Origin of the sequence: Allobosea sp. AK1, from assembly GCF_006714945.1 — a bacterium.
GTDB classification, from domain to species: Bacteria; Pseudomonadota; Alphaproteobacteria; order Rhizobiales; family Beijerinckiaceae; genus Allobosea; species Allobosea robiniae.
Map to the genome: position 1 here is coordinate 3305359 of NZ_VFMG01000001.1, position 18795 is coordinate 3324153.

Consider the following 18795-nt stretch of genomic DNA (forward strand, 5'->3'; position numbering starts at 1 on the left):
TCACTATAAGCCACGCGGGGCGCTCCGGCCGTACGTTTGGCGGGGCCGATCCGCTTTGATGAGGCTACGGGATGTGCGGCATTTTTGGGTCGATCGGCTTCGAGCCCGACCCGCAACGGATCGATATTGTCGCGCATCGCGGTCCCGATGGTCGCGGCTGGGAGGTCTATGCCAGTCCGAAAGGCCCGGTGGCGCTCGGCCACCGCAGGCTCGCCATCATCGATGTTTCGGATGCCGGCCTGCAGCCGATGGGTGATGCCTCGGGCCGATATCAGCTCGTCTTCAACGGCGAGATTTACAACTATATCGAGCTGCGCGAGGAGATGCGGGCCAAGGGTGAGGTCTTCGTCTCGGAATCGGATTCCGAGGTGCTGCTTCGCGCCTATATGCTCTGGGGCGAAGATATGTTGCCGCGGCTGCGCGGCATGTTCGCCTTCCTGATCTGGGACGATCGCGACAAGAAGCTCTTTGCCGCCCGGGACCGCTACGGCATCAAGCCGCTCTATATCGTGACGAATCCGCGCGGCGTGGCTTTCGGCTCTGAGATCAAGCAGTTGCTCGGTCTTCCCGGAGTGTCGGGCCGCATGAACGTCGCGCGCGTGCACGACTTCCTTGCCTCGGGCATTTCCGACCACACCTCTGAAACCATGTTCGAGGGCGTCTTCCAGCTGCGCGGCGGCGAATGCGTCATGATCGATGCAAGCCGCGACGTTGCCCTGCAGGCGCTGCCACGTCGCTGGTATCCGGCCACTGCCGGCGATATCTCCTTGACCGAGGACGAGGCCGCGGGCCGCTTCCGCGAGCTTCTGACCGAATCGGTCCGCCTGCATCTGCGCTCGGATGTTCCTGTTGGTTCGTGCCTCTCGGGAGGCCTCGATTCATCCTCCATCGTCGGCTTGATGGCGCAGATGATGGGCTCTGGAAGCGGCGGAGCGAAGGTCAACACCGTCTCCGCCTGCTACGCCGAGAAAAGCGTCGACGAGAAGCCGTTCATGGATGCGGTCGTCGCGCACGCGCACACCGAACCGCATTATATTTTCCCGAAGGCGGAGGACGTCTTCCAGCGCGCCTCGGACATCACCTGGCACCAGGACGAGCCCTTCGGCTCGACCTCGATCTTCGCACAATGGTGCGTCTTCGAGGAGGCGAGGCGGGTCGGCGTCAAGGTGATGCTCGACGGACAGGGGGCCGACGAGCAGCTCGCCGGCTACCATGGCGGCTTTTCCTACTACATGGCCGATCTGACCCGGCGCCGACGCTTCGGTCAGCTGCTGACCACGATCCTCGAACGCAACCGCTATCACGGCACCTCGATCGCTGATCAGATCAAGCATCATCTCGTGCCGTTGCTGCCCCGCGGTCTCGGTGGCTTGTTGCGGCGCCAGCACCGCGCCCTCACCCAGCATGACTGGCTGGGGACGGACATCCTGCGTGAAAAGGGAAATCCCCGCACGGCCCTCGAACTGGCCAGCGACGAACTCGGCCTTCCACCGGTGGCTGACCTTCGCACGCTGTGCATGACGATGACCTATGGCTCCAATCTCGCCATGCTGCTGCATTGGGAGGACCGCAACTCGATGGCCCATTCCATCGAGGCGCGCGTGCCCTTCCTCGACCATCCGCTCGTCGAGTTCGACCTCGCGCTCGGGAATGACCACAAGATCGTCGGCGGCGACACTAAGCGCGTCCTGCGGCGTGGCATGGCCCATGTCCTGCCGGAAAGCGTGCGCGAACGGCGCGACAAGCTCGGCTTCGCGACGCCGGAGCAGATCTGGTTCCGCGGGCCGCTGCGGGGGCAGGTGGAGGACGGTATCGAGAAGACGCTGGCGCGCTATCCGGGGCTGATGAATGCCGATGGAGTGCGTTCCCTGGCCAAGGAGATGCTCGACGGCAGGCGCCCCCTTGATTTCACGCTGTGGCGGATCGTCAATCTCGGGATGTGGGGCGAGCGTGTCGGCGTGACGCTCTAGGCATCGAGCCCCGGTTTCCGCCCCGCATGACAAGGTCATGCCGGGCTGTTAAACACCGCTCCTGCTTCAAGGATCCGGGCGGTCCGTTCAAATGGTCTCGGGCGTTTGCCGGAGGCTGGACGTTGGAAAGTTTGCCATGTGTGGAATTGCAGGCGCGGTCTCCCTGACACGCCAGCCGATCGCGAAGGTCGCAAGCGCGCTCGCGGCGATGAACCAGCTGATCGCGCATCGCGGCCCGGACGGGCAGGGCGTCTGGGTTGCGCCGCGCGATGTCTGCGGTCTCGCGCACCGGCGCCTCGCCATTATCGACCTGTCGGCCGCGGGCCATCAGCCGATGGTTGGAGACAATGGCGCCGTCATCACCTTCAACGGTGAGATCTACAACTACGTCGAGCTGATGGCCGAGCTGAAGGGCGGCTGGGATTTCCGCTCGTCCTCCGACACCGAGACCGTGCTGGCTGCCTATGCCAAATGGGGCATCGACTGCCTCAGTCATCTGCGCGGGATGTTCGCCTTCGGCCTGTGGGACGGAGAGCGCTTCTTCGCCGCGCGCGACCGCTTCGGCATCAAGCCGTTCTACTATGCCGTCGTCGACGGCGTGCTCTATTTCGCCTCGGAGATGAAGGCCCTGCTGCCGGTCCTGCCGGAGATCGCGACCGACCCGGACGCGCTGGCCGAGTACATGACCTTCCAGTACACGATCGGCGAGAACACGCTGTTCAAGAACATCCATACGCTGCTGCCCGGGCACGCGCTGACGGTGGAGAACGGTGAGGTCAAGGTCTTCCGCTACTGGGATGTCCATTACGACATCGACTGGGACCATACGCCGCGCTGGTTCGGCGAGGAGATGCGGACCCGCCTAGCCGATTCGATCAAGGTCCACCTGCGTTCGGACGTGCCCGTCGGCGCCTATATCTCGGGCGGCATCGATTCCAGCCTGATCGGCATCCTCGCCGGGCGCGAGGAGGCCTCGGGCCGCATCGGCTTCCACGGCAAGTTCACCGAGTTCGAGGGCTACGACGAAAGCGCCTATGCCGAGGCGGCCTGCCGGGACGGCGGCATCGACCTGCACCAGATCGACATCACGGCGAGCGACTTCCGCAACAATATCGAGAAGGTGCTCTACCATCTCGACACGCCGGTCGGCGGACCCGGCTCGTTTCCGCAATACATGGTCTCGGAGCTGGCGGCCCGCCACGTCAAGGTGGTTCTCGGCGGCCAGGGCGGCGACGAGATCTTCGGCGGCTATGCGCGCTATCTGATCGCCTATCTCGAGCAGGCCCTCAAGGCGTCGATCGACGGCACGCAGCGCAACGGCAATTTCGTCGTGACCCCGGAATCGATCATTCCACACCTGACGGTGCTGCAGGAATACAAGCCGCTGATCCGCCAGCTTTTCTCCAAGGGGCTGTTCGGTCCGCTGGACGAGCGCTATTTCCGCCTCATCGATCGCTCCGTCGACATGGAGAACGAGGTCGACTGGTCGGCGCTCGATCGTGCCGGCGTCTTCGCGCGGTTCCAGGCCATCTTCAATTCCGAGCGGAACGTGAAGAAGGAAGCCTATTTCGACTCGATGACGCATTTCGATTTCAAATGCCTGCTGCCCGCCCTGCTGCAGGTCGAGGATCGGATGTCGATGGCGCACGGGCTGGAATCACGCGTGCCGCTGCTCGACCATTCCGTCGTCGAGTTCGCCGCGACGATTCCCGCCGACATCAAGTTCAAGGGCGGCCAGATGAAGCATTTCATCAAGTCGACCTTCTCCGGCGATCTGCCTTCGGAGCTGGCGCAGCGGCGCGACAAGATGGGCTTCCCGGTGCCGCTGAAGGAATGGTTCTCGGGCGAGCTCAAGGACATGGTCGCCGATATCTTCGCAACGCAGAAGAACCGCCATCGCGAGTTCTTCAATTCCGACGCGATCCTGGCCAATTTCGACAAGGCCGAACGCTTCTCGCGCAAGACCTGGGGGCTGCTCAGCCTCGAGCTCTGGCAACAGGTATTCCACGACCGTGCCGCGTCGTACCGGCGCATGCTCGACGAGGTCGAGCCTGCCCAGGTCGCGGCCCAGTAACTCCAGCATTCACAGGAAACAGACGATGAAGGTCTTCATTACGGGCGGCTCCGGCCAGGTCGGCTCGACGGCAGCGGACATGTTCCTGGCGCGGGGCGATACCGTGATGTCGCTCGAGAATTTCTCGACCGGCCGGCGCGACAACCTGCTCGACCAGGACAGCCTGACCCAGGTCGAAGGCTCGATCACCGACTGGAAGCTGGTCGACCAGCTCTTTTCCGACTTCAAGCCCGACGTCGTCGTGCACACCGCCGCCTCCTACAAGGACCCGGAGGACTGGGAGACCGACGCGCTGGTCAACGCGGTCGGCGGCGCCAACATCGCCAAGGCCTGCAAGCTGCACAAGGTCGGGCGCCTGATCTATTTCCAGACCGCTTTGTGCTACGGCACCAAGCCGCTGCAGCAGCCGATCACGCTCGACCATCCGATCGATCCGGTGAATTCGAGCTATGCGATCTCGAAGACGGCCGGCGAGCACTATGTGCAGTTCTCCGGCATCGACTGGGTGACCTTCCGCCTCGCCAACGTCATCGGCCCGCGGAACGTCTCCGGCCCGCTGCCGATCTTCTACGGCCGCCTGGCCGAAGGGAAGAAGTGCTTCGTCACGCCGGCCCGCCGCGACTTCTGCTATGCCGGCGATCTCGCCAAGGTCGTCGTCCAGGCCGCCAACGGCAAGGGCAACGGCACCTATCACTTCTCGTCCGGCAAGGATGTCGCGATCAAGGAGCTCTATGACGCCGTGGTCAAGGCGATGAAGCTCAACGACTATCCGGAGCCCGAGATGAAGCCGCTCGGCCCGGACGACGCGGCCTCGATCCTGCTCGACCCCTCCCGCACCTTCGCCGATTTCGGCGATATCGAGTTCACGCCGCTCGACGAGATCGCGCGGCTCTCGGTCGAGCGCTGGGAGAAGGAAGGCGTGGTCGGCGGCTACACCCACCTGAAGGAAGCCCGCGCCGACATCAAGACCCCGGCCAAGGGCTGAGGCTGATGATGCGCATCCTGCTCACCGGCGGCGCCGGCTGCCTCGGCTCGAACCTGACCGAACGCTATCTCGAGGCCGGGCACCAGGTGCTGGTGCTCGACAATTTCGCCACGGGCCAGCGCGGCTCGCTGCCGGAGGCGCACCCGGGGCTGACCGTCGTCGAGGGCAAGGTCCAGGACCGCGCCCTGGTCGACAACCTGTTCGCCGAATTCAGGCCGAGCCACGTCATCCATTCGGCCGCGGCCTACAAGGACCCGGACGACTGGCTTGAGGATACGCGCACCAATGTCGAGGGCACGATCCATGTCGTCGAGGCGGCGAAGGCAGTGGGCGTCAAGCGCTTCGTGAACTTCCACACGGCGCTCGGCTATGGCCGGCCCGAGGCACTGCCGATCCCGGCCGATGCGCCGGCCCGTCCATTCACCAGCTACGGCATCTCGAAACAGGCTGGCGAGAACTACCTCGCCGTCTCCGGCCTGCCTTTCGTCTCGCTCAGGCTCGCCAATGTGACCGGCCCGCGCCTGGCGATCGGCCCGATCCCGACCTTCTACACCCGGCTGAAGGCCGGCAAGGGCTGCTTCTGCTCCAGGACCGTGCGCGACTTCATCGACATGGACGATTTCTTCTCGGTGATGGACGCGGTCATGGCCGAGGGCGCGCCGAGCGGCGTGTTCAACGTCTCGACCGGGACCGGCCACACGATCAAGGAGATCTTCGACATCGTCGTCGACCATCTCGGAATCACGCTCGGTGAGCCGGTGCCGGAGGTGGAGCCCGGGGCGGACGACGTGCCCGCGGTCGTGCTCGATCCCTCGAAGACGATCGAAACCTTCGGCTGGCGGCCGCGCTACTCCTTCGAGCAGACCATCCGGCGCATGCTGGCCTGGTACGACGTCCATGGCGTGACCGCGATCTACAGCCATCTCAAGGCACCGCCGGCCAAGGCCTGATCGGCGATCGGCAGCCTCGCGCTTTCCCCTCTTCCGCACGGATAATCCCATGACCGAAAGCTTTGCTGGCAAGAACGTGCTGGTGGTCGGCGGCGCCGGCTTCGTCGGCTCCAACCTCGTCAGGCAGATCCTGCGCGAAAAGCCGCGCAAGCTGACGATCGTCGACAATTTCCTCTCGGCCGATCCGGTCAATGTTCCCGACGATCCGGCGGTGAAGCTGGTTTCCGGCCCGATCACCAGCGATCGCATCCTGGCCGAGCTCGACGACGATCTCGACTACGCCTATCACCTCGCCTGCTTCCACGGGAACCAGTCCTCGATCCACGATCCGCTGATGGATCACGAGAACAATACGCTGACCACGCTGAAGCTGTTCGAGCGGCTGAAGGACATCAAGTCGCTGAAGAAGGTGGTCTATTCGGCGGCCGGCTGCGCGGTTGCCGCCAAGACCTTCGATGGCGCGACCGCGACCACCGAGGACGCTCAGGTCTCGCTCTTCCACGACAGCCCGTACTCGATCTCGAAGCTGATCGGCGAGATGTACGGGAACTATTATTTCACCCGGCACGGCCTGCCTTTCGTCAAGGCACGGTTCCAGAACGTCTACGGCCCCGGCGAGATCCTGGGTGCCGGCCGCTGGCGCGGCACGCCGGCGACGGTCTGGCGCAACGTGACGCCGACCTTCATCTGGAAGTCGCTGCACGGCGAGGCCCTGCCCGTCGAGAACGGCGGCATTGCCACCCGCGACTTCATCTTCGTCGAGGACATGGCGCGCGGCCTGATGGCCTGCGGCCTGAAGGGCGAGCCCGGCGAGATCTACAACCTTGGTTCGGGCGCCGAGATATCGATCCGCGAGCTCGCCGAGCGGATCAATGCCGCGACCGGCAATGCGACCCCGATCGCCCTGACGCCGGCGCGCGACTGGGACCGCTCGGGCCAGCGCTTCGCCTCGACCGACAAGGCCCGCGAAAAGCTCGGCTTCGTCGCTGAGGTGCCGCATGAGGAGGGCGTCCGTCGCACGGTCGAATGGACGAAAGCGAACAAGCCGACGATCATGCGCTGCATGATGAGCCATGCGCATTTCGTGCCCGACGTGCGCAAGTACGCGGTGTGAAGCCGCGGTGCTCCTGAAACCAGGCTCGCCTTAACCTGGTGACGTGGAAAGGAACATCGGCCAGGCCAAGGTCGGTGTTCCGTGCTTGTAGACGATTTCCGACTGAATCTGGATCTGCCCGCCGAGCTGCGCGAGGAGCGCCCCGTCCGCGGAGATGCCCAGCCCGATCATATAGAAACCCGATGCGAGGAAGAATTCCGGTGCATCGATTTCGATCGTGATCTCCCCGGGCTCGTGGGGGCCGGGCAGGGTCGTTCGGTTGCGCGCGATCAGGAGGCCGTCGAGCCGCTCCACCCGCAACTCGACATCGAGCGATGCGACTGATGCGGCCAGTGTGAGATCGCAGGAAAGCGTCAGCATCGGGCTCGGCATCGGCATGGCGTCGGTCGCCGGTGCCTGCTTCATGTCGATGGCCAGGTCGCTCATGGCGACGATGCGTGGGTCGAGCGTCGCATTGCGGCTTTGCGAAGAGCTGATCATGGCGCGTTCGAATTTGAGGCGCATGGCCTGCTCATAGGCTTCCCCGACCTCCTTGGCCGGGCCGTCCATGACCAGCCGGCCATTGTCCAGCCAGATGCAGCGGTCGCACATGGCCGTGATGGTCTCGACCGAATGCGAGACGATCATCACGATCCGCCCGGCTTCGCAGAGTTTGCGGACGGCCGCCGTCGCCTTGTCGGCAAAGGTCCGGTCCCCGACCGAGAGGGCCTCGTCGATGAGCAGGATTTCGGGGTCGATGAAAATGGCGCCGGCGAAGCTGAGCCGCGCCTTCATGCCGGAGGAGTAGGTTCGCACTGGCCAGTCGATGAAGTGATCGAGACCGGCGAAGTCGATCATGTCTTCGGTGACCGCCGGCAGCCGCTCCTCCGGATGGCCGGCGAGCCGGGCCGCGAGCAACAGGTTCTCGCGGCCGGTCATGTCCTCGCGCAGGCTTGCACCGATGGTCAGGATGGCTTGCAGCTTGCCCTCGACCTCGACCCGGCCGGTCGAAGGCATGGCGAGCCCGGTCAGGATTCGCATCAGCGTCGTCTTGCCTGCGCCGTTGGCGCCGATCAGGCCGATCCGCTCTCCGTCCGCAACTTCGAACGAGATGTCCCGTAGCGCGAAGGACACGCCGGCGGCCTGCCGGGCCGTGTCGTCGGCGAGATAGTGGCGGATCACCTCGTCGGCCTCGGTGATCGATTCCGGATACGCCTTGCTGAGGCCCTGGATGCGGATATGAGGCTTCATGGCGAGCGCCTTCTGATACGCCCCACCAGATTCAGGCTCGCAACCCCGGGCGTCTCGTCCCCTTCGATGACGAGGGAGAGGGAATTGCCATGGTACCAGGTGCGTGCGTCCAGTGTGACCACCTCTCCCGTCCCGGGAGTGCGGCGGAGCACGCCGATATGGAGCATGTAGCTGCCCGGGACCAACGGCAGATGAGGAATCCGCACGCTCACCGTATTGTTCCCCTTTTCGAGGACCGCCTCCTGGGGGTCGAGCAGCATGACGTTCTCCCAGCCGACGGTGCGATCGGTCAGTTCGAGGCTGACGAGGATGCTGACGATGGTCTTGTCATCGGCGTGCAGGGGAAAGCTGAGCTGCAGCTCCTCGAACGGCCGGCCGCGATAGCTGGTCGGCAACGCGTCCGTCAGCCAGACGTCGGCGCGCTCGAAATCCTGTTTCAGGCCGAGATATTGCCGTACGACCGGGTAACTGTCGCCACTCAGCGCGACCTTGCCGTGATCGAGAACGTAACACCGTTCGCACAATTTGAGCACGCTCGACCAATCATGGGTCGCAAGGATGCCCGAAACGCCGCGGCGCTTGAAATCCCGCATACGCTGCCAGCATCGGGCCCGGAAATAGGAATCGCCAACCGACAGGACTTCGTCGATGAGGAAGATGCTTTTCCGAAAGCTCGTGGCGACGGCGAAGAACAATCGGGCCTTCATGCCGGCGGAATAGGTTTTCACGGGCTTGTCGAAGTGCTCGCCAAGTTCGGCGAACTCCTCCACCTCGGCCAGATAGACCTGCCGGTCGTCTGCCGGTCCGGACATCTGTTCGAAGGTCCGCAGGGCGTATTCCCGCCCGGACAGGAATTCGTTGCTCGCCACGCCGAGCTCGAAGATCGCCGAGACGTCGCCGTGCAATGTCACCAGGCCGGCCGAGGGCGCGTAGATTCCGCCGAGCGTGCGCAGCAGCGTGCTCTTGCCGGCGCCGTTATTGCCCAGAACGCCCACGATCTCACCGTGAGGCACCGAAAGCGTGACGTCGTGAAGGGCACGATGCGCCGGCAGCTCATGGCGGCCCGACAGCAGATCCCAGACGCTCGCGTTCTCCAGCAGGAAGAAATCTTTCGAGACGCGCTGCGCCTCGATGGCGGGCCGTTGTCCGGAGGCGCTGTTGGACATGCTGTCGTTCCCGCGCGGCTTCACAGCCGCGAATCGAAATAGGGGCGGAGCCGCAGGAAGAACATCATGCCGATGAGGAAGACGCCGATCGCGCACGCGAACGAATAGCCGATGGTCCATAGCGAAGGGAACTCGGCGTTGAGGATCGGTGCCCGATAGGATTCCAGGATCACATAGATCGGGTTGTAGGCCGTGATGCGCTGCACGGACTGCGGAAAGGCCGTGATCGGATAGAAGATCGGTGAAGCGAACAGGACGACCAGCAGGATGTTCGGCAGCGCGAACATGACGTCGCGAGCGAACACGTTGATCGAGCCGAGAATGAGGCCGAGACCGCAGACGAGGATGTATTGTGCCAGCAGGATGAGCGGGATGATGCTCCATGACAGGCTCGGCGTGCGGCCGTCGGCCACCAGCAGGACAGCCAGGAACGACACGGCGACGAGCAACGGAACGATGCCGGTCAGCGCTTCCGCGAACACCAGGAGTTCCTGGCGGAAGCTGATATTGCGGATCAGGGCCGAGTGCTTCACGAAGGCGCCCGTGGACGAGCTCAACCCCTCGGCGGTGAAAAGCCAGGGTCCGTATCCGGCGATCAGCCAGATGACGTAGCTGAGGCTTGTGTCGGATCCCGGCAATTTCGACTTGAACACGAAGCCGAACACGAAGGTGAAGATTGAGAGCATCAGCAGCGGGCTGACGATCGCCCAGGCCAGACCAAGCCGGGAGCCGAGATACCTGTCTTTCATGCTCAACGCGACGAAGTTCAGGAAATTCCGCAGATCGACCGCGCTATAGGTCGTCAGTGCGTGCCGCACCTTGCTCAGAGCATGTTTCATGTCATCAACGCCTTGCCCGCGGGGCACACGCCTGGATATCAGGAGCCTTGAGCACCATCTTTGATACGCGTCCCCTGGCGGTACGGGCAGCGTCGGCGGCTGCGAGACGAGCTGCTCATGTGAGGAAGCCTGTCTGCGCAACGTGACGGTGAAGCCGGATTGTTCACCGCGACACTCGGTTGCGATTGCCGATGGACCTCGGCTGCGTGCTCTTATCGCGGTGCGCTCGGCGCGGCAACCGTCGCGGCTGTTCCTGGCGAGGTTGTTGGATATCGGATGGGGTGCTATCGCGGCGGTTGCCAGCCTCGGATGTTTGATGTGCTGGCGCGGCGGTATCCCGCAATGGTGATGTGAGCGTGCGATGATCTTCTCTCCGCTTGGTTTTTCGGCAGCCGGCCTGGCCGATGCATGCCGAATCGAGCTGGAGAGGCTGGAGGATGACCGCGGCTTCTTCGCCCGGGCATTCTGCATGGAGGAATTCGCCGCGCAGGGGCTGCCGACGCACTGGGTCCAGGCCAACATCTCCTACAACAGGCAGGCGGGCACCCTGCGTGGCCTGCATTATCAGAGCGCGCCCTCGATCGAAGCCAAGATCGTCCGCTGCATCCGCGGTGCGATCTTCGACGTCATCGTGGATATTCGGGCAGACTCGACTCATTTCGGGCGGTGGATCGGGCTGGAATTGACGGCCGCCAACAGGAGCATGGTCTACGTTCCCGCAGGCTTTGCCCACGGGTTTCAAGCGCTTGAACCCGATACCGAGCTTCTATATCTGCATGATACGATGTTCGACCCGCTCCGACAGGCTGGCCTCAACGCCCTCGATCCCGCGCTGGGCATTTCCTGGCCGCTGGGTGTGACCGGGCTTTCGGCGCGTGATGCCTCGCTTCCCAACCTGTCGGCTTTGAAGCCTTTACGCCCATGAACTGTCGTCACTGCCAGACACCTTTGTCGCGCGTCTTTCTCGACCTGGGGCATGCGCCTCTGTCGAATGCCTATCTGAGCGAAGGCGATCTCGACCGCGCGGAAATGACCTATCCGTTGCGCCTCTTCGTCTGTGACGACTGCCGTCTGGTGCAGACCCAGGACCATGCCGCTGCCGACGAGATGTTCAAGGCTGACTACGCCTATTTCTCGTCGACCTCGAGGAGTTGGCTCGATCATGCGGCGCGCTATTGTGCGATGATCACGGAGCGCCTCGCTCTGACGCCGGCGAGCTTCGTCGTCGAGGTCGCCAGCAATGACGGTTACCTCCTGCGCAATTTCGTCGAGAGCGGGATTCCCTGCCTCGGCATCGAGCCTACAGCCGGCACGGCCAACGCGGCCGAGGAACTCGGTATCCCCGTCCTGCGCGAGTTCTTCGGCGAAGCCATGGGAAAACGCCTCGCGGCCGAAGGGCGCGGCGCCGATCTCGTCATCGGCAACAATGTTTACGCGCACGTACCGGACATCAACGATTTTACCCGCGGACTTGCTGCTCTGGTGAAGCCGGAGGGCGTAATCACCCTGGAGTTTCCGCACCTGATGCGGTTGATCGAACACTGCCAGTTCGACACGACCTATCATGAGCACTTTTCCTATCTCTCGTTGTCGGTGGCGAAGCGCATCTTCGAAAGCGCGGGGTTGCGTGTGTTCGATGTCGAGGAGTTGCCGACCCATGGCGGCAGCCTCAGAATCTACGGCTGCCGTGCTCGAGCCGGCCATGCGGAACGGCCGGCGGTGGCAGCGGTGCTGGCCGAAGAAGAGAAGCGCGGCCTGCGTGAGACCGGGCCATATGACGGTTTCCAGCGGCGCGCCGAGCAGGTGAAGGACGACTTGCTGGCGTTCCTGCTCGCGGCCAGGCGTGAAGGAATGTCCGTCGCAGGCTATGGAGCCGCCGCCAAGGGCAATACCCTCCTGAATTTCGCGGGCGTGAAGCGCGATCTTCTGCCTTTCATATGTGATGCTGCGCCCGCCAAGCAGGGGCGCTTCATGCCAGGTAGCCACATTCCCGTTTTGCCGCCGCAGGCGCTGGCCGATCGCCGGCCGGATTATGTGCTCATCCTGCCTTGGAACATCGCCGACGAGGTTCGCGCGCAGCTCGCCCCCTTGGCTGCGCACGGGACAAGGTTCGTCACGGCCGTGCCGGGACTGAGTGTCATATGAGCGCGCGCATCGCCTATACGAAGCCTTCGATTACGTCGCGCGAGGTGGACTATGCCACCGACGCCGCCCGGAACGGCTGGGGCGAGCATTGCTATGATTACATCTACCGGTTCGAAGCCGCCTTTGCCGCGCATCTCGGCGTCAAGCATGCCATTGCCACATCGAGCTGCACCGGTGCGCTGCATATGGGCATGGCGGCGCTCGGCATCGGGCCGGGGGATGAGGTTATCCTCGCTGATACGAACTGGGTCGCCAGCGCGGCTCCGATCGTGCATCTCGGCGCGACGCCGGTGTTCGTCGACATCGACCGGGAAAGCTGGTGCCTGTCACCGGAAAAGGTCGCTGCCGCCATCACCCCGCGCACCAAGGCGATTCTCGCCGTGCACATCTACGGCAACCTGTGTGATATGAAGCCGCTGCAGGAACTAGCGGACAAACATCGTCTCCACCTGATCGAGGATGCGGCAGAGGCGCTTGGCTCGGTCTATCACGGGCAGTCCGCCGGAAGCATCGGGGCGTTCGGCGCGTTTTCCTTCCATGGCACCAAGACGATGACGACTGGCGAGGGTGGTGCCTTCGTTACGAATGACAGCGCGCTATACGAGCAGGTGCTGACCTTGTCGAACCACGGCCGTGCGCGTGGCCAGCCAAAGCAATTCTGGCCCGATATGGTCGGCTTCAAATACAAGATATCGAACATTCAGGCTGCCATCGGATTGGCTCAGATCGAGCGGATCGACGAACTCATCGCCCGCAAGCGTGCGATTCTGGCGAGTTACAAGGCCGCGCTTGCCGATTTGCAGTCCCTATCCATGAACCCGGAGCCGCCCGGCACGCAGAACGGCGCCTGGATGCCGACCGTCGTGTTCGATCGCGAAAGCGGTGTTACCCGTGAGGCGATGCAGGCGGCTTTCAAGGAGGCGGATATCGACGCCCGGGTGTTCTTTCACCCGCTTTCCTCGCTCCCCATGTTTTCGCCGGTGGCGGCGAACAAACTCGCTTACGATATTCCCGAGCGGGCCATCAACTTGCCAAGCTATCACGACATGACCGAGGAGGATCTTGGGCGTGTCAGCGCCGTGCTGCGCCGGCTTGCGCGCCCGGCGGCACGATGACCGTGCCATGACGCGCGTGTTGATCCTGGCGGATGGTGCCGTTGGAGCGGAGTGCACTGATTGGCTGATCGCGCATCATCGCGCCGATATCGGGCTGATCGTAACGACCGGCGAGAATACCATCAGCGCTGCTGCGCGCGCCGCAAACCTGCCCAGTGTTCCGTTTGAAGGCAGCGCTCAGCTCGCTGCTCTCGTGGAGCAGCGCGGGCTTTCCTTCGATCTCGGTCTGCTGTTGTGGTGGCCGCATATCATCAAGGCGCCCTTGATCGCTCTGCCGAGACTGGGCTTCGTCAATACCCATCCCAGCCTGCTGCCGCATAACCGCGGCAAGCATTACAATTTTTGGGCTATCGTCGAGCAGGCTCCTTTCGGCGTCACGCTCCATAAGGTCGAAGAAGGGGTTGATGCCGGCCCGGTCATTGCTCAGTCGGAGCTCGCCTATGATTGGGAAGATACGGGCGAGACACTGTATCTGCGCGCCGGCGTGGCGATGAGCCGCTTGGTGAAGGATACCTACCCTCGCCTCCGGGCTGGCCAGATAACCCCGGTGCCGCAGGACCTGACGAAGGGGTCATTTCACCGTGCCAGCGAGCTCGATCCGGCCTCCTGGATCGCGCTGGACACCCCCACAACACCCCGAGACCTGCTCAATCGCCTGCGCGCTCGGACATTCCCAGGCAAGCCAGGCTGCCGTTTCGCGGATGGCGGCCGGACCTATGAGATCATGGTCTCGATAAAGGAAGTAAGATGACCGACCCGCATCAGCGCTTTCTTGAAGAATGTGAGCGTGAAGTCGCCGCGCAGGGTGAAGATGCCCGGCTCAAGGCTTTAACGCGTGATTGGTTCACGGCTGCGAACGCCGCGAAGTACTCATATCATTTCTCCTGGCTTGGTCGCCCGATCATCCAGTACCCACAGGATATCGTCGCCTTCCAGGAGCTGATCTGGACGGTGAAGCCCGACGTCATCGTGGAAACCGGTATTGCGCATGGAGGGTCGCTCATCCTTTCCGCCTCGCTGCTCGCGATGCTCGATCTGTTTGAGGCCGCGCAGGCTGGCGAAAAGCTGGATCCAGCGGCGCCGAAGCGCAAAGTCATCGGCGTGGACATCGATATCCGCCAGCACAACCGGGAGGCGATCGAAGCGCACCCGTTGGCGCAGCGCATCACGATGTTGCAGGGCTCATCCGTGGATTCCGGCATCGTCGAGCAGGTGCGGGCGCTGGTCGGCGATGCGCGAACCGTTCTCGTCAGCCTCGACAGCAATCACACCCACGAGCATGTCCTCGCGGAGCTGGAAGCCTACGCGCCGATGGTCAGCGTCGGCAGCTATTGCGTTGTTTTCGACACGGTCATCGAGGACCTGCCTGAGGATATGTTCGCCGACAGGCCATGGAGCCGGGGGAACAACGCCAAGACTGCCGTGCGCGAATTCCTCGCAAGCAACAACCGGTTCGCCATCGATAAGGCGGTCGAGAACAAGCTGCTGATCACGGTTGCGCCGGATGGCTTCCTCAAGCGGATCGGCTGACGGCTGTCAGAAGCCGCCAGCGGGCGCCGGTTGCGGAATGGGGTAGCGATAGAATTCGCTCTCGGCATAACGCAGGGCGGCGAGGGTCGATCCGAAAGCAGGATATCCATTGATCACCGGACCTGGAGCTACTTCAGGCTCTCCGGTCCCGGCAGCCGGCGTTGTTGACGCCGCAAGCGTGGCCTGGTCGTGCGCGGCGCTTTGCGGAAGTCCCCTGGCCGCGTCCCGGATATGCCTCAGTTGCCGGTAGAGCCACACGGCCGGCGCGAACCATGTCGCGGTGTGCTGAAGAGCGGCTTCACGCGAGCTGACGGCTTCCTCGCGAACAAGCATGGCATTCTCGCGGGAGGCGACATTGTCTTCGCGATTCCTGATCCAGTCTTCATAGGCCTTGGCCGCCGCTTCGCGATCTGCGACGGCTTCTTCGCGCCTGCCGTTCGCTTCGTCCGCGAGCTGCGTGCGGAAAGCGAAAATCCGCTCACGCAACTCCATCGGGGCATTTTGCAGGAATGCCTGCATATGGCCGGTGATCAGCTGCCTTTCCTCTTCCGAAGCCCAATCTCGGATAGCCGCGAGGTCCATCTGCGTCTGGACGTACAGGGCGGCGAGATCCAGGCTTTCGGATTTGTAATCATGGCCGGGAATGGCCTGGTCGATCATCCGCCAGTCATAGGCGCAGATGTTGTGTACCGAGCAGAATACATGGGGAATGGGTAGATCGGCGAAATCTGCGGCCGAGAAGCCGCCTTCTGCCAGGAAACGTCGAGCACGGGTCGTGTTTTGCGAGAACAGCATGCCGTTGGAGATGTTCGTGTTCAGGCTTACAGTGCAGGAGTTGTTGAGGTCTACCAGCCTGTCAGTCGACAGCAGCGCCACGGTCTTTGAGGTGTAGTCGGGCGATATCAGCGGGCAGACCCTGCCGAAGCGCTGCTTGATGCGCGCGATCAGCGCTTGCGAATAGGCCCCGAAACAGATCTTGCCATAGGCATAGGCCGGTCCTTCGGTGCCCAGCCGCTGGCGGAACGAGACACGCGCGGCCATTTCCTGCTTGCAGTCGACATAGAACGGCTCGCCTGCCCCGCGCACGGGGACCAGATAGCCCCGTCCGACATCGCCTTCCTGCTCGTGCGTCAGGTAATAGGCGTCCGAGGTCCAGGAATAGACCTCTGCCGGGTGGCTCTGCGTAGCAGCCTGCAGGCGCTCCAGTGCGTTCAGCCGCAGGAGCGTCTTGTCGATCAGGACCAGCACGAAATCGCCGCGGGCCTGATCGATGGCGAATTCCCAGTTCTCGTGCATGGCCAGGGGCGAGGGCGGTGTGACGTAGCGGATGCGCCCGTCGGCGAAGGCCTCGACCTCCGCCTTGCAGGAGGCGTTCTTGTAATTGTCGCAGACGACGACCTCGAAATCGCCGAAGCTCTGGTTCAGGACGCTTTCCAGGGCATTCCTGACATAAGCTGGCCGATCCCGGGTCGGAATCAGCACGGAAAACCGCGGCCGAACGGCCGAAGAGGGCTGTTGCTCATGTCTCGACAAAGCGATGTACTTTCAAAATGCCGCAGGGCTAGCCTGTTCGATGCGTGACAAATGCCGTTCGACGCCCGCGCGGCACAAGTTGGTGGCGTCGGCCTGCTGCGTCAGGAAGGCGCGATACCAGGCTGCGGTCTCGCGAATGGCTTCCGCCTGGCCGAGGGATGGCCGCCAGCCGAGCTGGTCCACGGCCTTGCCCGGATCGAGGCGCAGCAGAGGAGCCTCGGCGGGTTGGGAGCCCGCCGCCTGTCGCCAGCCACCGCGGCCGCCCCATTCCTGGGCAAACAGCGAGACGACGTCACGCACGCGCATCTCCTCGCCGGCGAGCGGCCCGAAATTCCAGGCTTCGGCGAATGCGCGGGTGCCGCCATGGAGCCGCTCGGCCAGCATGAGGTAGCCGGTCAATGTATCCAGCACGTAGAGCCAGGGCCTGACGCTGTCCGGATAGCGCAACTCAACCTCGCGCCCCGCCGACAAGGACGCAACAAGATCTGTGACGATCCGATCCTGCGACCAGTCGCCGCCGCCGATGACGTTGCCGGATCGGACGGTGGCGATATTGGCGGGACTTGCATCCGCTTGTCCGACGAAGAAGCTCTGGCGCCAGGATTGGGTCAGGATTTCGGCGGCTGCCTTGCTGGCGCTGTAGGGATCATGTCCCCCGAGAGGGTCAGTCTCCTTGCGCGGGCTTGTGTCGCCGGAAAGGTCATAGACCTTGTCGGTGGTGACGATGATACCGGCTCGTGCCTCGGGCGTCGCACGGATCGCTTCGAGGACGTGAGCGGTCCCCATCACGTTGACGTCGAAGGTCTCCGTAGGATTGCGGTAGGAGCGGCGAACCAGCGACTGCGCCGCCATATGGATGACGACCTCCGGCTTCGCCTGCCGCATGGCGCTGGTCAGTGTGGCCTGGTCGCGGATATCGGCGACGATATGGGCCGCGACGATGTTTGCTCCGCCTGACAGTTCGAACAGGCTCGGCGAGGTTTCCGGAGACAGGCTGTAGCCCGTCACATGCGCTCCCAACCTGGCGAGCAGCAAGCTCGTCCATGTGCCTTTGAAGCCGGTATGTCCGGTAAGAAAGACGCGCTTGTCGCGCCAGAATTCAGGACGGATCATGTGGTTTCCCGCGGGCCAGGCGCATCCTATGGTCTCGCCTGCCGCTCATGCCCGGCGTGATACCAGATGTCGCCTTCGATGCGAAAGCCCTCGCCTTGCGGCCTTGTGCTGGAAAAGGTAGAGCGACTTGCCTCGGAGGAGCGTGGAGTGCGCGAACAGCCATGAAAGCTGTGATACTGGCCGGCGGGTTTGGCACGCGCATCAGCGAAGAATCCTATCTGCGGCCCAAGCCCATGATCGAGATCGGCGGAAAGCCGATCATCTGGCACATCATGAAGCTGTATGGCGCGCACGGGATCACGGAATTCGTGATCTGCTGTGGCTACAAGGGCTATGTCATCAAGGAGTATTTCGCGAACTACTTCCTGCACATGTCCGACGTCACCTTCGACATGAAGGCCAACACCATGGAGGTGCATCAGCGCAATGCCGAGCCATGGCGCGCCACCTTGATCGATACCGGCGAGGCGACGCAGACAGGCGGCCGCATCGCGCGTGTGCGTGAGCATCTCGACGGCACTTTCTGCCTGACATATGGCGACGGCGTGAGTGATGTCGATCTCGGGAAGCTTGTCGCCTTCCATCGGGAGCAGGGCACCGATTGCACCGTGACCGCGATCCAGCCCGCCGGCCGTTTCGGCCAGCTGGATCTCGAAGGCGACCGCGTCAAGGCCTTCATCGAAAAGCCGCGCGGCGACGGGCGCTGGATCAGCGGCGGCTTCTTCGTTTGCGAGCCCAGCGTGTTCGATCTCATCTCCGGGGACGAGACGGTATGGGAGCGCGGCCCGCTGGAAGCCCTGGCTGCACGCGGTCGTCTGGCGGTCTATCGCCATTATGGGTTCTGGGCGGCGATGGACACGTTGCGCGACAAGAATTTCCTCGAGGGGCTTTGGAGTTCCGGCGAAGCGCCATGGAAAGTCTGGGCCTGACACTCGGCCGCCATAGCAGGTCGCAACTGCGGCCCTGACCGGCTCGGCATGACCATCGAGCAGCATCGGATGGACCGCCGTCTTCGGCCCGACGCTGCAGGT

Annotated in this window: 16 protein-coding genes; 11 read left to right on the top strand and 5 right to left on the bottom strand. The window is 63.4% G+C overall.

Features of this window, described 5'->3' with window-relative positions; genetic code table 11:
• Positions 1-71 precede the first annotated feature (71 nt).
• The 5 genes from asnB (FHT98_RS16165) to FHT98_RS16185 all read left to right on the top strand — a co-directional run bounded on the left by asnB (FHT98_RS16165) (position 72) and on the right by FHT98_RS16185 (position 7093).
• Positions 72-1970: an asparagine synthase (glutamine-hydrolyzing) gene (asnB, locus tag FHT98_RS16165; protein ID WP_142114617.1), complete on the top strand. Its 1899-nt coding sequence runs from the start codon at positions 72-74 to the stop codon at positions 1968-1970.
• Between the two features lie 136 nt (positions 1971-2106).
• Positions 2107-4044, top strand: coding sequence for an asparagine synthase (glutamine-hydrolyzing) (asnB, locus tag FHT98_RS16170; protein ID WP_113585213.1), 1938 nt, complete (start codon positions 2107-2109; stop codon positions 4042-4044).
• Between the two features lie 25 nt (positions 4045-4069).
• Positions 4070-5029: an NAD-dependent epimerase/dehydratase family protein gene (locus FHT98_RS16175; protein WP_091858473.1), complete on the top strand. Its 960-nt coding sequence runs from the start codon at positions 4070-4072 to the stop codon at positions 5027-5029.
• Between the two features lie 5 nt (positions 5030-5034).
• A complete protein-coding gene (locus FHT98_RS16180; protein ID WP_210244383.1) occupies positions 5035-5979 on the top strand; it encodes an NAD-dependent epimerase/dehydratase family protein in 945 nt (314 codons plus the stop codon).
• 49 nt (positions 5980-6028) lie between these two features.
• On the top strand, positions 6029-7093 hold the full coding sequence (locus tag FHT98_RS16185; protein WP_142114618.1) for an NAD-dependent epimerase/dehydratase family protein: 1065 nt from the start codon (positions 6029-6031) through the stop codon (positions 7091-7093).
• Positions 7094-7123: 30 nt separating this feature from the next.
• Here the strand turns inward: FHT98_RS16185 and FHT98_RS16190 are convergent, their stop codons facing one another.
• The 3 genes from FHT98_RS16190 to FHT98_RS26490 are packed head-to-tail and all read right to left on the bottom strand — an operon-like array spanning position 7124 to position 10799.
• Positions 7124-8323, bottom strand: coding sequence for an ABC transporter ATP-binding protein (locus FHT98_RS16190; protein WP_142114619.1), 1200 nt, complete (start codon positions 8321-8323; stop codon positions 7124-7126).
• On the bottom strand, positions 8320-9489 hold the full coding sequence (locus FHT98_RS16195) for an ABC transporter ATP-binding protein (RefSeq protein ID WP_185745183.1): 1170 nt from the start codon (positions 9487-9489) through the stop codon (positions 8320-8322). The genes FHT98_RS16190 and FHT98_RS16195 overlap by 4 nt, the downstream gene beginning before the upstream one ends.
• A gap of 20 nt (positions 9490-9509) precedes the next feature.
• A complete protein-coding gene (locus FHT98_RS26490; RefSeq protein WP_142114621.1) occupies positions 9510-10799 on the bottom strand; it encodes an ABC transporter permease in 1290 nt (429 codons plus the stop codon).
• On the opposite strand from FHT98_RS26490, the gene rfbC reads away from it, so the two are divergent.
• From rfbC to FHT98_RS16225, 5 genes are read left to right on the top strand one after another with little or no spacing between them, the layout of a single operon-like run.
• The gene (gene rfbC, locus FHT98_RS16205) at positions 10690-11253 is read left to right on the top strand and encodes a dTDP-4-dehydrorhamnose 3,5-epimerase (RefSeq protein WP_142114622.1); all 564 of its coding nucleotides are present in this window, start codon (positions 10690-10692) and stop codon (positions 11251-11253) included. The genes FHT98_RS26490 and rfbC overlap by 110 nt on opposite strands.
• Complete coding sequence (locus FHT98_RS16210) at positions 11250-12473, top strand: class I SAM-dependent methyltransferase (RefSeq protein WP_142114623.1); 1224 nt, start codon at positions 11250-11252, stop codon at positions 12471-12473. The genes rfbC and FHT98_RS16210 overlap by 4 nt, the downstream gene beginning before the upstream one ends.
• Positions 12470-13588, top strand: coding sequence for a DegT/DnrJ/EryC1/StrS family aminotransferase (locus FHT98_RS16215; RefSeq protein ID WP_091858454.1), 1119 nt, complete (start codon positions 12470-12472; stop codon positions 13586-13588). Before FHT98_RS16210 ends, FHT98_RS16215 begins: the two co-directional genes overlap by 4 nt.
• Before the next feature lie 7 nt (positions 13589-13595).
• Entirely contained in the window at positions 13596-14339 is a 744-nt protein-coding gene (locus FHT98_RS16220; protein ID WP_091858451.1) for a formyltransferase family protein, read from the top strand.
• Positions 14336-15118: a cephalosporin hydroxylase family protein gene (locus FHT98_RS16225; RefSeq protein ID WP_091858448.1), complete on the top strand. Its 783-nt coding sequence runs from the start codon at positions 14336-14338 to the stop codon at positions 15116-15118. The genes FHT98_RS16220 and FHT98_RS16225 overlap by 4 nt, the downstream gene beginning before the upstream one ends.
• Before the next feature lie 6 nt (positions 15119-15124).
• Here the strand turns inward: FHT98_RS16225 and FHT98_RS16230 are convergent, their stop codons facing one another.
• Together FHT98_RS16230 and rfbG are read right to left on the bottom strand one after the other, a co-directional pair.
• Positions 15125-16600 carry a glycosyltransferase family 2 protein gene (locus FHT98_RS16230; protein ID WP_185745185.1) on the bottom strand — a complete coding sequence of 492 codons (1476 nt, stop codon included), beginning with the start codon at positions 16598-16600 and terminating at the stop codon, positions 15125-15127.
• A 63-nt stretch (positions 16601-16663) separates the two neighbouring features.
• The gene (gene rfbG, locus FHT98_RS16235) at positions 16664-17764 is read right to left on the bottom strand and encodes a CDP-glucose 4,6-dehydratase (RefSeq protein ID WP_210244384.1); all 1101 of its coding nucleotides are present in this window, start codon (positions 17762-17764) and stop codon (positions 16664-16666) included.
• A gap of 161 nt (positions 17765-17925) precedes the next feature.
• Here rfbG and rfbF point away from each other — a divergent pair, with 161 nt between their 5' ends.
• Positions 17926-18693 carry a glucose-1-phosphate cytidylyltransferase gene (rfbF, locus tag FHT98_RS16240; protein ID WP_091858438.1) on the top strand — a complete coding sequence of 256 codons (768 nt, stop codon included), beginning with the start codon at positions 17926-17928 and terminating at the stop codon, positions 18691-18693.
• The last annotated feature ends 102 nt before the right edge of the window (positions 18694-18795 follow it).

Excerpts from the sequence above, each read along its gene's own strand:
- FHT98_RS16210 (WP_142114623.1), top strand. The coding sequence starts at position 11,250 with ATGAACTGTCGTCACTGCCAGACACCTTTGTCGCGCGTCTTTCTCGAC.
- FHT98_RS16190 (WP_142114619.1), bottom strand. The coding sequence starts at position 8,323 with ATGAAGCCTCATATCCGCATCCAGGGCCTCAGCAAGGCGTATCCGGAA.
- FHT98_RS16220 (WP_091858451.1), top strand. The coding sequence starts at position 13,596 with ATGACGCGCGTGTTGATCCTGGCGGATGGTGCCGTTGGAGCGGAGTGC.
- FHT98_RS16225 (WP_091858448.1), top strand. The coding sequence starts at position 14,336 with ATGACCGACCCGCATCAGCGCTTTCTTGAAGAATGTGAGCGTGAAGTC.
- asnB (WP_142114617.1), top strand. The coding sequence starts at position 72 with ATGTGCGGCATTTTTGGGTCGATCGGCTTCGAGCCCGACCCGCAACGG.
- FHT98_RS26490 (WP_142114621.1), bottom strand. The coding sequence starts at position 10,799 with ATGCAGAATGCCCGGGCGAAGAAGCCGCGGTCATCCTCCAGCCTCTCC.
- FHT98_RS16180 (WP_210244383.1), top strand. The coding sequence starts at position 5,035 with ATGATGCGCATCCTGCTCACCGGCGGCGCCGGCTGCCTCGGCTCGAAC.
- rfbC (WP_142114622.1), top strand. The coding sequence starts at position 10,690 with ATGATCTTCTCTCCGCTTGGTTTTTCGGCAGCCGGCCTGGCCGATGCA.
- asnB (WP_113585213.1), top strand. The coding sequence starts at position 2,107 with ATGTGTGGAATTGCAGGCGCGGTCTCCCTGACACGCCAGCCGATCGCG.
- rfbF (WP_091858438.1), top strand. The coding sequence starts at position 17,926 with ATGAAAGCTGTGATACTGGCCGGCGGGTTTGGCACGCGCATCAGCGAA.
- FHT98_RS16175 (WP_091858473.1), top strand. The coding sequence starts at position 4,070 with ATGAAGGTCTTCATTACGGGCGGCTCCGGCCAGGTCGGCTCGACGGCA.
- FHT98_RS16215 (WP_091858454.1), top strand. The coding sequence starts at position 12,470 with ATGAGCGCGCGCATCGCCTATACGAAGCCTTCGATTACGTCGCGCGAG.
- FHT98_RS16195 (WP_185745183.1), bottom strand. The coding sequence starts at position 9,489 with ATGTCCAACAGCGCCTCCGGACAACGGCCCGCCATCGAGGCGCAGCGC.
- rfbG (WP_210244384.1), bottom strand. The coding sequence starts at position 17,764 with ATGATCCGTCCTGAATTCTGGCGCGACAAGCGCGTCTTTCTTACCGGA.
- FHT98_RS16185 (WP_142114618.1), top strand. The coding sequence starts at position 6,029 with ATGACCGAAAGCTTTGCTGGCAAGAACGTGCTGGTGGTCGGCGGCGCC.